Origin of the sequence: Paraburkholderia phytofirmans PsJN, assembly GCF_000020125.1 — a bacterium.
Lineage (GTDB): Bacteria > Pseudomonadota > Gammaproteobacteria > Burkholderiales > Burkholderiaceae > Paraburkholderia > Paraburkholderia phytofirmans.
On the sequence record NC_010681.1, the window covers coordinates 1,588,229 to 1,601,461 of the forward strand.

The following is a 13,233-nucleotide window of genomic DNA, read 5'->3' on the forward strand; positions in this document are numbered from 1 at the left end:
ACCCAAAACAAATCATCTTGCTCTACACTAGCGGCCGCCCAAGTCCGCCCAGTCAAGAGCACGAACGCCATGCCTCCAGCGCCCGCCGAACCGCCCGGCACCTCTTCCGTTAGTTTGCCGAAACACCCCGCATTTCAACGTTTCTGGTGCACTCGCATCCTCTCGTCGCTGTCGTTCCAGATGCTCGCCGTGGCGATGGGCTGGCACATCTACGCGCTCACGCATAGCGCTTTCGCACTCGGTCTGGTCGGCCTCGCGCAATTTCTGCCGATGTTCGTGCTGACGCTCGTGGTCGGCCATGTCGCCGACCGTTACGACCGCCGCCGTATCGCGGCCATCTGTCAAAGCCTCGAAAGCGTCGCTGCATTGTTATTCGCTGTCGGCACCTTCAGCGGCTGGATCAGCGCACCCGTGATTTATGTGCTGGCCGCATGCGTCGGTGCGGCGCGCGCCTTCGAATCGCCCGCGGTGGCTTCGCTATTGTCGGGCGTCGTGCCGCGCGGTCAGTTGCCCAAAGCGACGGCATGGGCCACGTCGGCAAATCAGACCGCGCAGATCGCGGGCCCGGCGCTGGGCGGTCTGCTTTACGGCATCGGCCCTGGTGCGGCTTATCTTGCTTGCACGCTGTCGTTCGCGGCCGCAGCCGCAGCGGTGTCGGGCATCTCGCTACAGACAAAGCCGGCGAACCGCGCACCTGTCACGCTTGAATCGGTGTTCTCGGGCATTGCCTTCATTCGTCGTGAACCGGTGATTCTCGGCGCGTTGTCGCTCGATCTGTTCGCCGTGCTGTTCGGCGGCGCGACTGCGCTGTTGCCGATCTTCGCGCGCGATATCCTGCACACGGGGCCGCTCGGGCTAGGGTTGTTGCGTTCGGGTACCGCCATCGGCGCGCTCGCCGGCACCGTCTGGCTCGCGCATTTCCCACTGCGCAACCGGCCGGGCGCGGCGATGTTCGGCGGCGTGGTCGCGTTCGGCGCGGCCACGGTCGTGTTCGGCCTGTCGCATCAATTTCTCGCCTCGCTCATCGCGCTGATGGTGCTCGGCGCGTCGGACACCATCAGTGTGGTCGTGCGTCTGTCGCTCGTGCAACTGCGCACACCGGACGAAATGCTGGGACGCGTCAGCGCAGTCAATTCGCTTTTCATCGGGACGTCGAATCAATTGGGCGAATTCGAATCCGGCTTGACGGCGGGTTGGTGGGGCGCACAACCGGCCGTGCTGGTCGGCGGCGTGGCGACCATCGCGGTCGCCTTGCTCTGGATGCGCTTCTTCCCGGAACTCAGACGCACGCGCTCGCTGGAGCGCGAAGAGGAACTGGCGCCGAGCCCCTGATCGACGCAACCCTTGCTTCAGGCCTGTGCGGCGCTCACACGCAACGCGGTCCATCGCACGGTCGCCAGAATCGATGCCGCGACGATCAATGCGCCGCCGACCCACGCGCTTACCGAAATTCGCTCACCCAACCAGATGCAGGCAAACAATGCCCCGAACGCCGGTTCGCTGCCCATCAGCAGCGAGACGCGTGTCGGGCTGCTGCGCTTGATCGCGAAGTTCTGCGCAAAGAACGCGAACAGCGTGCACGCGATCACCAGATAGCCGACATAGCCCCAGAACGCCGCGTGTCCCGCAATCGAGGGCACAGCCTGCCATTGCTGCGGCGCGAACAACCAGGCGGCTGCGGCGCTGCCGAATGCCACCACGCCAGACTGAACCACAGTCACCGACAGCGGCGGCAGCGCCGAATCGCGCATCACGCGTTTGGTCACACACACCGTCAACGCGCGCAGCAGCGCGGCGAGCAGAATTAGCGCGTCGCCGGGATTGAGGCTCAGTTCACCGTCGCCGGCGAGCAGCCATGCGCCCAGCAGCGAAAGCGCCACTGCCACCCATTCGACGCGGCTCGGCTTGCGCTTGAGCAGCAACCATTCGACGAGCGGCGTCAACACCACGCACAAGCTGATCAGAAACGCGGCGTTGGCCGCACGCGTCATCAGGATGCCGAAGGTTTCACAGAGAAAGATACCGAGCAGCAGCACGCCGGAGAACAGCACGCCGCGCAACGTGCGGGCGTCGGTGGCGCGCAGGTGGCGCAAGGCGGGCGACAGGAGCACGAAAGTGATGCCAAAGCGCAGCGCAAGCAAACCCAGCACCGGATAGAACACCAGCGCGCTTTTGACCACGCCGTAACTGGTGCCCCAGACGACGGCGACGGCGAGCAGCATCAGATCGGACAACATGAGCAGGCGTTCTTGTTTCGACATGGACGGACCTCGAGCTAATAAGGCGTATTGTCGAACTTTGCGCAACGCGCGATAATCGGATCTCGGCGCACAGCGTTTATGTCCAAAATGCATTAATAGCTGGTCGCGCTCACGGACCCGGAACGATGACTCCAAACGAGCTTTTCGCCTTGCTGCCGGACATGGCGGTTTTTGCGCGCGTCGTCGACGCCGGCAACTTCTCGGTGGCGGCGCGGCAACTCGGCAGCACGCCTTCGACGGTCAGCCGTCAGATCAAGCGGCTCGAAGACGCGCTGGCGACACGTTTGCTCGAGCGTTCCACGCGCACGGTGCGGGTGACGGAATCGGGCGCTCAGGTGGTGCGATTCTGTCGCGACATGGTGAGCGCCGCGTCGGGCGCGGTCGACGCCGCCGGGCAACTGGCGGGCAGACCGCAAGGCAAGGTGAGCGTGAGCGCGCCGACCCAGTTCGCGCGGTCCGTGATCCACCCGCTGATCGCCGGCTTCCTGCGCGCTTACGACGAAGTCGACCTGCAACTCCTGTTCACCGATCACGACGTCGATCCGCTCGCCGACGATGTCGATCTCGTAATCCGCCTGACCGAGCATCCACCGCAGGGACTCGCGGGGCGCCGATTGGGCGCGGTGCGCTGGCTGCTGGTGGCGTCGCCGGCGTATTTGCGTGAGCGCGGCACACCGGCGCAGCCGCGCGATCTGCACAAGCACGCCTGCATCTACCTGGGCGAGACCGCCGACGACAACCGCTGGCGCTTTCGCCGCGGCACGGAGACACAGAGCGTCGACGTGAAAGGTCGCTACATCGCCAACCATGCCGGCGCGCGACTCGAAGCCGCGCTGCAGGACTTCGGCGTTGCGTGCGTACCGGAATTCGCGGCAGCAGACTCACTGCAAAGCGGCGCGCTCGTGCAGGTTCTGCCCGACTGGAATCTCGAAGCGCGCGCTTACGTGGGCTCGGTGTGGCTGCTGTATCCGCCAAATCGATTCTTGCCGCCGAAGGTGAGGGCATTGATCGACTACCTCGTCGAGCATCTGCACGACACCTTGGATACCGCATGAGAACCACCGCGCTGGACGAAAGCGGAATTGCCCGCGTAAGTCATGATTCAATGCAGGCCCAGCGATTCGATCGATTACGAGGAGAACCAGCATGAGCACGCGCGAAACCGGGCCGACTGCGGCGACTGTCTATCGTGGCGCTTCGATTGAGAACACGCATGTAGCGCACGTCGCGGTGGTCGATGCGAGCGGCCGCTTGCTGGCTTCATTCGGCGATCCGTCGCGTATGACGCTGGCGCGTTCCGCCGCGAAGCCCGCGCAAGCGTTGGCGGTGTTGGAGACCGGCGCACTGGAGCGTTTCGGTTTCGACGAAGCCGACCTTGCGCTGATGTGCGCCTCGCACAGCAGCGAGGCGCGCCACATCGAGCGCACGCGCCAGATGCTCGCCAAGGCGCAGGCGAGCGAAGCCGATCTGCGCTGCGGCGGCCATCCCCCGTTATCCGACGCCGTCTACATCGACTGGCTCAAACGCGACTTCAAGCCGGACGGCGTGTGCAGCAACTGCTCCGGCAAACACGCGGGCATGCTGGCCGGTGCACAATCGATCGGAGCGTCGATGGAGGGTTATGAACGACCGGACCATCCATTGCAGGTGCGAGTCAAACACACGGTCGCGGACGTTTGCGACCTGCCCGACGAAGCAGTGCAATGGGCGACCGATGGTTGCAATCTACCGACACCGGCTTTTCCGCTCGATCGCCTCGCACGCCTGTTCGCGAAGCTGGCCGCCGCAGAAGACGAGGTATCGTCGGGCGCACAGTCGGTCACATCGCGCACTTCAGCACTCGCCCGAATCTACCGCGCGATGACAATGTATCCCGAATGGGTAGCGGGCGAGGGCCGCTTCTGCACGCAGCTGATGCAGGCATTCGACGGCGCGCTGGTCGGCAAGGTCGGCGCGGACGGCAGCTACGCGATAGGCGTACGGGCGTCGGAGCAGACGAAGAGGGCAGGCGCGCAAGGCGCGCTGGGCTTCGCGGTAAAGATCGAGGATGGCAACGTCGGGATACTGTATGCGGTGGTGGCGGAAGTGCTCGCGTTGCTGGAGATCGGGACACCGGAACAACGAGCGAAACTCGCGGCGTTCCACGCACCGAAGATGTTGAACACGATGGGCATACAAACGAGCCGGATAACATTTTCGGTTGCACTCCAACGCGCACCGGAAGCCGCGATTGAATGAACGACCGCAGCGGCGCGCGCAGCGCCGCCGGAAGAATGACTGCTGTGTCACAAACGCGGAGTGTGCGAGAGCACAGGTTCCAGATGCGCCACTACCGTGGCTGTGCGAGGGACCCGCTTATGGGCTGGCGGTGCAAAGCGGCTTTCTTTGCCTACTTTCTTTGCCGCGGCAAAGAAAGTAGGTGCCGCCCCGCACAGGGGCAACGCTAATAGACCACCGCGAATTCAAGGAAAGGCCAACAAACCAAGAAGCCCAGAAAAAAACTCAAGCAGCAACCTGAGAAGGCACAACCCCAATCGCATTCCGAATAGCATCAGCCAACTCTGCGGCAGCAAACTTCGCCACATACCCATTAGCCCCGGCATTCTTCACATGCGCTTCATTAGCCGCCCCGGTCAGAGAAGAATGAATAATGACCGGAATATCCCGAGTCCGCTCATCAGCCTTAATCTGCCGCGTGAGCATAAACCCATCCATCTCAGGCATCTCAAGATCCGTCAAAACAAGCGCAATGCTGTCCTTAACACGAGTCCCGTTAGCCTGCGCCTCACGCGCAACCTGTTGCAAGGTATTCCAGGCCTCTTCCCCGGTCTTGGTCATCACATAATCCGCGCCAATAGCGCTCAAAGCCTGCTCGATAAGCTTCCGGGCAAACCCGGAATCATCGGCCGCAAGAATCTTCGCCCCGCGCAGAATCCCCAACGCATCGCCAACGGAAGTCGGATCCACACTAGGATGCTGTGACGGAAACACATCGCGCAACACCTGCTCTACATCGATCACTTGCGCCAACCGCGAATCCCCGGTATTCCCATCTATCCGCGCAATGCTGGTAACCAGATTCCCCCCAGCCGCGCCTTCAGCGGACAACACCTGATTCCACTCCAGCCGCACGATATCGTCGACTTCCTCGACCGCGAACGCCTGAGTCGACCGCGCAAACTCCGTCACCAGCAAGATATTCAGTCCGCGCGTGGGCTCACACCCCATCAACCGCGGCAAGTCGATCACAGGAATGATCTGCCCGCGAATATCCACGGCGCCCATCACGAACGGCGACGAACCGGCAATCGGCGTCACCGCGGGCATCGTGGAGATTTCCCGCACCTTGAAGACGTTGATGCCATAAAGCTCGTGCGCGTCGCTGCCGGGCACCGAGCCCAGGCGGTACAGCAACAACTCGAACTTGTTGGAACTCGTCAGGTTGCTGCGTTCATCGTTCGCGCGGTTGTCTACTGCCATCGAATCTCTCCAGGATTACGGTGCGTGGGATGCGCCACCCAACCGTGTCGTTCGATCCTGGCGCGCGCCTTACCTTTCTGTTATCGGCGCGGCCGACAGAAAATTCAGCGATTCCGCATGGTTTTCCTCGCATGCTCTGGTTAACACGCAAGCGATATCGAGGGCACGAGGCGGCGCAAACACATTTGGCCGCAATACAGGCCTGTCAAGGCATTGATATGAGGGTTACCTAACGTTACAGAAGCGACAGCGTCGTATCACATGCCGCGGGGCACGGCTCCTAGAATTCACAGCGATTAAAGCGTGGCGCCGTCAGCGACGCGAAAGCTGACTGCAAGGTATGCGCGCAGTCGGCCCGACGCCTGAGGCGCACACGCATCGCTGCCGTTTCGCTTCCACCTCAAGGAGAACGTATGATCCGCTTGCCTCTCGCCACTATCGCCAGCACCTGCATGGCTGGACTGCTCGTCGTCGCCGGCGCGGCCAACGCTCAAACTACGCCGGCAGCGGCCGCGGCAGACGCCGGCCGTCTGCATGCCGCCGACCAGACGTTCATCGCGGACGGCACCAAGGCCGTCGCGACGCAACGCGACGCCGCGCGCATCGCGACCTCGCGCTCGACCGACCGCGACGTCAAGGCCTTCGCCGAGCGCGTCTCGGCCGACAACGCGAAAATCTCCGACGCACTGCGCGCGGCGAGCCCGCGCGGCGTCGATGTGCCGAAAAACGATCCCGACGCGGCGGTGCTCGCGAGCATCAACAACCTGCGTGGCGCCGAATTCGACAAGGCCTATATCGAACAGGTCGCGCTCGCCGGCGAACAGAAAGCGCTGTCGGCATTCCAGGCGGAAATCGCCTCGGGCCGCGACGAGCAGTTGAAGGACGCGGCGAAGAAGGCATTGCCGACGATCCAGGAACACTACGCAATGGCGCAGGATCTTGCCAAGCGTAAGCATCTGCCGACCGCGCAGTAAGCGGTCAAACGCGCGTCACGTTGCGGCGTGACGCGCGTGCGTGCGGATGCGTGGTTTTCGGCGATAATCGGCTTCGCTCTTTCGAGTCCGCTGCGCGCTCATCTTGAACGACGCACTGCAACTCAAAAGCTCTCACGGTTTTCACGCGCATTCGATCAAAGCTCTCCGCATGAGCAAGCCCGCCAATTTGCCGCAACAGTTGGACCACATGCTTCGGCAAGCCGTCGCGCTTCAGCAGAACGGCGCATTCGCCGAGGCAGAAGAACTCTTTCGCGAGATCCTCGAACTCAAGCCCCGTCATTTCGACGCGCTGCAATTGCTCGGCGCGTTGGCGCTGCAAGCGGGCCGCTTGCAAGAGGGCGTCGAGTTACTTGGAAAAGCGCTTGCCATCAACGCGAAACAGGCACCGCTTCATTCCAATCTCGCGTATGCGTTGAACGTCCTGCAGCGTTTCGACGAAGCCCTTGCGAGCGCCGATCGGGCGCTCGCCTTGCAGCCCAAATTCCCCGATGCACTCAACAACCGCGGCAACGCGCAAGCCGGCCTGAACCGGCCGCTCGATGCACTCGGCAGCTTCGATCGCGCAATTGCGTTGAACCCGGATTTCGCGCAGGCCTGGAATAACCGCGCGTGCGTGCTGCGCGATCTGGGCCGTCCCGCCGACGCGCTCGCAAGCTGCGATCACGCGCTCGCGCTGCAACCGGGTTATCCCGACGCGTGGAGCAATCGCGGCAATGCCTTCAGCGACCTGAACCAGCCGGAAGAAGCGGAGCGCTGCTACCGTCGCGCGCTGGAATTGGCGCCCGCATTCGCCGACGCCTGGAACAACCTCGGCCTCACGCAGATCGATCTCAACCAGCACGCACAAGCGCTCGTGAGTTACGAACGCGCTCTGGCCGTGAATTCCGATGCCGCGGAAACACATTGGAATGAATCACTGTGCCTGCTGCAAATGAGACAGCTCGAAGCCGGCTGGCAAAAATATGAATGGCGCTGGGAGCGCAGCCGCATCAAGGCAAGCCGGCGCAGTTTTGCGGAACCGCTTTGGCTCGGCGATTTTTCGATCGACGGCAAGACGATTCTGTTGCACGCGGAGCAGGGTCTCGGCGACACGCTGCAGTTTTGCCGCTATGCCGCGCTGGTGTCGAAACTCGGCGCGAAGGTCGTGCTCGAAGTGCCACGCGAACTGATGCGTCTCATGGCCACGCTCGACGGTGTGGACCAGTTGATCGAAGCGGGTCAAACGCTGCCATCGTTCGATTGTCACTGCCCGCTGCTGAGTTTGCCGCTCGCATTCAAGACGGGTCTCGACAGCATTCCATCGAACACGCCTTATCTCTGCGCGGACGCCGAAGCGGCTCGCCAATGGCGCGAGCGGCTTCACGCGCCAGCAGACGCGCGCCTCAAAGTCGGACTCGTATGGGCAGGCGGCAACCGTCCGCATGTCGCCGAACTTCGTAAGAACGATGCGCGCCGTTCGATCGCATTCGCACGACTCGCGCCGCTTCTCGACGTGCCGAACGTGCGGTTCTTCAGCCTGCAAAAAGGACCGGCGGCGCAGCAACTCGAAAGCGACGAGCGGGGCGGACGTGTGATCGACTACACGGGAGAACTCGACGACTTCGCCGACACTGCGGCATTGGTGGCGAACCTCGATCTGGTGATTTCCGTGGACACGTCCACCGCGCATCTGGCTGGCGCACTCGACAAACCGGTCTGGATTCTGAACCGCTTCGACACCTGCTGGCGGTGGATGCTGGAACGCACGGATACACCGTGGTATCCGCGTGCCCGGTTGTTCCGGCAACCCGCGCTCGGCGATTGGGACAGTGTGATGATGGCCGCGCGTGATGCGCTGAACGCATTGGCGGCGGGAGCGATGCATCCACGATAGCGATCGCGTTCGCACGCGCCACGTTCCCTGCGCGCTGGCCGACGGGATCGTTCGGACGCGCGTAGACTGAACGTCCGTTTATCGACGGCTAAGCCATGGAGAGTCATCAATGGAATACAGACATCTGGGTGCATCGGGTTTCAAGGTGCCGGTGCTGAGTTTCGGCACGGGCACGTTCGGCGGCAAGGGCGAATTCTTCCAGGCGTGGGGCGCGACCGACGTCGCCGAGGCCCGGCGTCTGCTCGACATCTGCTTCGATGCGGGCGTCACCATGTTCGACACCGCGGACATCTATTCGAGCGGCGCGTCCGAATCGGTGCTTGGCGAAGCGCTCAAGGGCAAACGCGACAAGGCGATCATCTCGACCAAGGCGACCTTCCGTTTCGACGACGGGCCGAACAACGTCGGCTCGTCGCGCTTCCATCTGATCCAGGCCGTTGACTCAGCACTCAAGCGCTTGCAAACCGATTACATCGACCTGTTCCAACTGCACGGTTTCGACGCCAGAACGCCGGTGGTTGAAGTCATGTCCACGCTCGACGATCTGGTGCGCGCCGGCAAGATACGCTACACGGGCGTGTCGAATTTCTCCGGCTGGCATCTGATGAAATCGCAGGACGTCGCGGATCGCTACGGCTATCCGCGCTACATCGCCAATCAGACGTACTACTCGCTGGTCGGCCGCGATTACGAGTGGGAGTTGATGCCGCTCGGCGTCGATCAAGGCGTGGGCGCGGTGGTGTGGAGTCCGCTCGGCTGGGGGCGTCTCACCGGCAAGATCAAGCGCGGCCAGCCGCTGCCCGATTCGAGCCGGCTGCATAAAACCGCCGACATGGGGCCGCCGGTGCCGGACGAGTACCTGTTCCGCGTGCTCGATGCCATCGACGAGATCGCCGCCGAAACGGGCAAGACCGTGCCGCAGATCGCGCTGAACTGGCTGCTGCAGCGGCCGACGGTGTCGACAGTGCTGATCGGCGCGCGCAACGAGGAACAGTTGCGGCAGAACCTCGGCGCCGTGGGCTGGAATCTGACGCCCGAGCAGATGGCGAAGCTCGATGCGGCCAGCGCCGTGCGTCCCGCTTATCCGTACTGGCATCAGGAAGGGTTCGTGGAGCGCAATCCGAAGGCGGTGTGAGCGCGCTTTGGTGTGAAAGCACGCCGCCTGACACGCGCATCGAACGCCTCAAGCAAGACCGCCGTTGGCACGCAGAATCTGGCCATTGACCCAGCCCGCGTCAGGACCCGCGAGGAACGCCACCACCGACGCGATGTCGTCCGGCTGACCGAGGCGTTGTAGCGGCGGCATCTTCGCGAAGGTCTGGACCTGTTCTTCGGTCTTGCCGTCGAGGAACAGCAACGTCGCGATCGGACCCGGCGCCACGGCATTGACGGTGATGTTGCGGCCGCGCAGTTCCTTGGCGAACACGTGCGTGAACGCTTCGACGGCGGCTTTCGTCGCGTTGTAGATCGCGTAGCCCGGCATGTTCAGCGCCAGCGTAGTGCTCGAAAAGTTGACGATGCGGCCGCCGTCGTTCATGCGCGCAGCAGCTTCGCGCAAGGTGTTGAAGGTGCCGCGCACGTTGATGCCAAAGGTCTGGTCGTAGAGCGCGTCGCTGGTGTCGGCAAGCGGCACGGTCTTGAGCACGCCCGCGTTGTTGACCAGCACGTCCACCTTGCCGAGCTGCTGTTCGGTGATCTCGAACAGGCGGCGCACGTCGTTGGTGTTCGACACGTCGGCTTTCACCGCGATGGCTTTGGCGCCGGCCGCGGTCAGTCCGGCGACGAGATGATCGGCTTCGGCCGAACTGGATGCGTAATTGATCGCGACGGCGAAACCGTCCTTGGCCAGACGTTGCGCGACCGCTGCCCCGATGCCGCGCGATGCGCCTGTGACGATTGCGACCTGGGCGTTGTTGAGCGTGTTCATGATTCGTTTCCTTGAGTCCGTTGGATGGGTTGAGGTGAATCATGAACGCTTTCGGCGCCTTGATAATCGGGTTAGACTGGCCATCATCATTCCATTTGCTTTAACAATTGGCGCGTCGGCCGTCTGACCGGCATCACGGACAGCCAATGACAGGCCCCAACCATGGATCGTTTCGAGGAAATGCGGGTTTTCATCCGGATCGCGGAGCGGCAAAGCTTCACGCGCGCCTCGGACGATCTGCAGATTCCGCGCGCCACTGTCACCAATCTGATGAAGCGCATGGAGCAGCGGCTCGGCGCGCGGCTGCTCGAACGCACCACGCGCACGGTGCGTCTCACGCACGACGGCGAGGCGTACTACCGCCGCTGCGTGCGTCTCATCGCCGACATGGAAGAGGCCGAGGGCTCGTTTTCGAACCTCGCGCCGAAGGGTTTGTTGCGGGTGAATTTGCAGGGCACGCTGGCGCGGCACTTCGTGGTGCCCGCGCTGCCGGCGTTTCTCGCGCGCTTTCCGGGAATCGAGCTGACCATCGGCGAAGACGACCGGCTCGTCGATCTGGTGCGGGAGGGTGTCGACTGCGTGCTGCGCGCGGGCAATCTGCAGGATTCGTCGATGGTGGGGCGCCGCGTCGCGCAATTGCCGCAAGTGACCGTCGCGAGTCCGGCGTATCTCGCCGCATACGGCGAGCCGGCCGAGCCGTCGGCGCTGTCCACGCATCGGGCGGTCAATTACGTGTCGAGCGCGACGGCCAAGGCCGTGCCGCTCGAATTCAAGGTGGCGGGCCGCGAAGTAGCAATGGTTCTGCCCTCGGCGGTGTCGGTAACCGGCACCGAGCTTTATACCGGCTCGGCGCTTGCCGGACTCGGCATCGTGCAGGTGCCGCAATACCGTGTGGCGGCCGAACTGGCGACGGGGCGGCTAAAAATCATCCTCGCCGATTTTCCGCCGCCGCCCATGCCGGTGTCCGTGCTGTATCCGCAGAACCGTCAGTTGTCGTCGCGGGTGCGGGTGTTCGCGCAGTGGCTGCGCGATATTTTCGAGGCGGCTGCGGCCACGACAGGCGGCGCGCCGTGAAAGCGCTCGCTCAGGTGACCGCGCGGCGCGGCCCGAAGATGTTGATCAGATTGCCCTCGGGATCGCGCAACATGGTCGAACTGCGTTCGGCGTTCAGCGGCTGGTCGGCCCATAAAAATTCCACACCGTGTTGTCTGAGCGTGGCCGTCGCGGCGGCTAGGTCGTCGGTTTCGAACACGATGGCCTTGTAGCCGAGCACGTCCAGATGATGCGGCGGCGCCGTGCGATCCACGCGTTGATGCTCGGCATAAGGACGCGACACCAGTTCGATGCGCACGCCCGCCGCTTCGATCATCGCGAAGTCCGCGCCAACCGCGTCGAAGCGGCCGCGCTCGATTACCGTAAAGCCCAACACTGTTTCGTACCAGGCGATCGACGCATTCAGATCGCCGGTGGCAAGCGCCACGTTGTCGAGGCGCAGACCTGGAACGGGCGGCCGTGCGCCGGAACTGTCTTGCATGATGTCTTCTACTCCTGAACAGAATGCGGCTGCTAACTAACAGCGGGGTTTGACGAGCCGGATTTCCCGAAGCGAGCCCGATCGTGCGGCGCGGAGAAATCCTGAATTGGGCCGAGCGACACGATGCCGGTCGGATTGATGCCGCGATGGCTCTCGTAGTAATGCCGCTTGATGTGCGCGAAATCGACCGTCTGCGCAATGCCGGGCAACTGGTAAATGTCGCGCGTGTAGGCGGACAGATTCGGGTAATCGGCGATGCGGCGCAGATTGCACTTGAAGTGGCCGACGTACACGGCGTCGAAGCGGATCAGCGTAGTAAACAGCCGGATGTCGGCTTCGGTGAGTTGCGCGCCGGTCAGATAGCGCTGCGTCGCGAGTTGCGCGTCGAGCCAGTCGAGCGTTTCGAAGAGCGGCGTGACGGCTTCTTCGTAGGCTCGCTGCGTGGTGGAGAAGCCCGCCTTGTAGACGCCATTGTTCAGCGTGTCGTAGACCCGCGCATTGATCGCATCGATTTGCAGACGCAATGGCGCCGGATAAAAATCGCCGGACTTCGCGCCGATGCCGTCGAACGCCGAATTCAGCATGCGAATGATTTCCGACGATTCGTTACTGACGATCGTGGCCCGTTGCTTGTCCCACAGGATCGGCACCGTGACGCGGCCGCTGTAGTGAGGATCGGCGGCGGTGTAGACCTGGTGGAGCAGCTTCGCGTGATTGACGCTGTCGGGCACGACGCCGGGGCCGTCGGCGAAGGTCCAGCCGTTTTCCAGCATGAGCCAGTGCACGACCGAGACGTCGATCATCGCTTCGAGACCTTTGAGCGCCCGCACGATCAAGGTGCGATGCGCCCACGGGCAGGCGAGGCTCACGTACAGATGGTAGCGTCCCGCTTGCGCTTCGAAGCCGCCGCTGCCGCTCGGACCGGGCGAGCCATCGGCGGTGACCCAGTTGCGGAACGCCGCGTCCTTGCGTACGAAACGCCCGCCGGTCGACTTGGTGTCGTACCAGCGGTCCTGCCATTTCCCGTCCACTAAAAGTCCCATGTCGCTGCTCCTTGCGCGTGCGCGTTGCGGTGCCACGACCGTGCGCAATGCACGTTCCAGACGCGCGGCGCCGGCCGCGTCGGCGGTGATTCATCGGTAGCTCGTGCGGCTTTTGCGAAA

At 63.2% G+C, this 13,233-nt stretch carries 12 protein-coding genes; 7 read left to right on the top strand and 5 right to left on the bottom strand.

Annotation, left to right across the window (positions count from 1 at the left end; all coding sequences use genetic code 11):
• Window positions 1-69: 69 nt before the first annotated feature.
• The gene (locus tag BPHYT_RS07025) at window positions 70-1,332 is read left to right on the top strand and encodes an MFS transporter (protein ID WP_012432451.1); all 1,263 of its coding nucleotides are present in this window, start codon (window positions 70-72) and stop codon (window positions 1,330-1,332) included.
• A 17-nt stretch (window positions 1,333-1,349) separates the two neighbouring features.
• Here BPHYT_RS07025 and BPHYT_RS07030 read toward each other — a convergent pair whose 3' ends face one another.
• Entirely contained in the window at window positions 1,350-2,261 is a 912-nt protein-coding gene (locus BPHYT_RS07030; RefSeq protein ID WP_012432452.1) for a DMT family transporter, read from the bottom strand.
• Window positions 2,262-2,386: 125 nt separating this feature from the next.
• Between BPHYT_RS07030 and BPHYT_RS07035 the strand changes: the two genes are divergently transcribed.
• Window positions 2,387-3,316 (top strand): LysR family transcriptional regulator, encoded by a 930-nt coding sequence (locus BPHYT_RS07035; RefSeq protein WP_012432453.1) that lies wholly within the window; start codon window positions 2,387-2,389, stop codon window positions 3,314-3,316.
• A 91-nt stretch (window positions 3,317-3,407) separates the two neighbouring features.
• A complete protein-coding gene (locus tag BPHYT_RS07040) occupies window positions 3,408-4,499 on the top strand; it encodes an asparaginase (protein ID WP_012432454.1) in 1,092 nt (363 codons plus the stop codon).
• Window positions 4,500-4,763: 264 nt separating this feature from the next.
• On the opposite strand, the gene BPHYT_RS07045 is transcribed toward BPHYT_RS07040, so the two are convergent.
• Window positions 4,764-5,741, bottom strand: coding sequence for a chemotaxis protein (locus BPHYT_RS07045; RefSeq protein WP_012432455.1), 978 nt, complete (start codon window positions 5,739-5,741; stop codon window positions 4,764-4,766).
• A 413-nt stretch (window positions 5,742-6,154) separates the two neighbouring features.
• Between BPHYT_RS07045 and BPHYT_RS07050 the strand changes: the two genes are divergently transcribed.
• From BPHYT_RS07050 to BPHYT_RS07060, 3 genes are all read left to right on the top strand, one after another.
• Window positions 6,155-6,715, top strand: coding sequence for a DUF4142 domain-containing protein (locus BPHYT_RS07050; protein ID WP_012432456.1), 561 nt, complete (start codon window positions 6,155-6,157; stop codon window positions 6,713-6,715).
• Window positions 6,716-6,884: 169 nt separating this feature from the next.
• On the top strand, window positions 6,885-8,609 hold the full coding sequence (locus BPHYT_RS07055; protein WP_012432457.1) for a tetratricopeptide repeat protein: 1,725 nt from the start codon (window positions 6,885-6,887) through the stop codon (window positions 8,607-8,609).
• Between the two features lie 109 nt (window positions 8,610-8,718).
• Complete coding sequence (locus BPHYT_RS07060) at window positions 8,719-9,744, top strand: aldo/keto reductase (RefSeq protein WP_012432458.1); 1,026 nt, start codon at window positions 8,719-8,721, stop codon at window positions 9,742-9,744.
• A 48-nt stretch (window positions 9,745-9,792) separates the two neighbouring features.
• On the opposite strand, the gene BPHYT_RS07065 is transcribed toward BPHYT_RS07060, so the two are convergent.
• A complete protein-coding gene (locus BPHYT_RS07065; protein ID WP_012432459.1) occupies window positions 9,793-10,536 on the bottom strand; it encodes an SDR family oxidoreductase in 744 nt (247 codons plus the stop codon).
• A gap of 162 nt (window positions 10,537-10,698) precedes the next feature.
• Between BPHYT_RS07065 and BPHYT_RS07070 the strand changes: the two genes are divergently transcribed.
• Window positions 10,699-11,610 (top strand): LysR family transcriptional regulator, encoded by a 912-nt coding sequence (locus BPHYT_RS07070; RefSeq protein ID WP_012432460.1) that lies wholly within the window; start codon window positions 10,699-10,701, stop codon window positions 11,608-11,610.
• Window positions 11,611-11,620: 10 nt separating this feature from the next.
• Here the strand turns inward: BPHYT_RS07070 and BPHYT_RS07075 are convergent, their stop codons facing one another.
• Both BPHYT_RS07075 and BPHYT_RS07080 read right to left on the bottom strand, forming a co-directional pair.
• Entirely contained in the window at window positions 11,621-12,070 is a 450-nt protein-coding gene (locus tag BPHYT_RS07075) for a VOC family protein (protein ID WP_012432461.1), read from the bottom strand.
• A 32-nt stretch (window positions 12,071-12,102) separates the two neighbouring features.
• Window positions 12,103-13,113, bottom strand: a complete 1,011-nt coding sequence (locus BPHYT_RS07080) for a glutathione S-transferase family protein (RefSeq protein ID WP_012432462.1) — start codon at window positions 13,111-13,113, stop codon at window positions 12,103-12,105.
• Window positions 13,114-13,233: the final 120 nt, after the last annotated feature.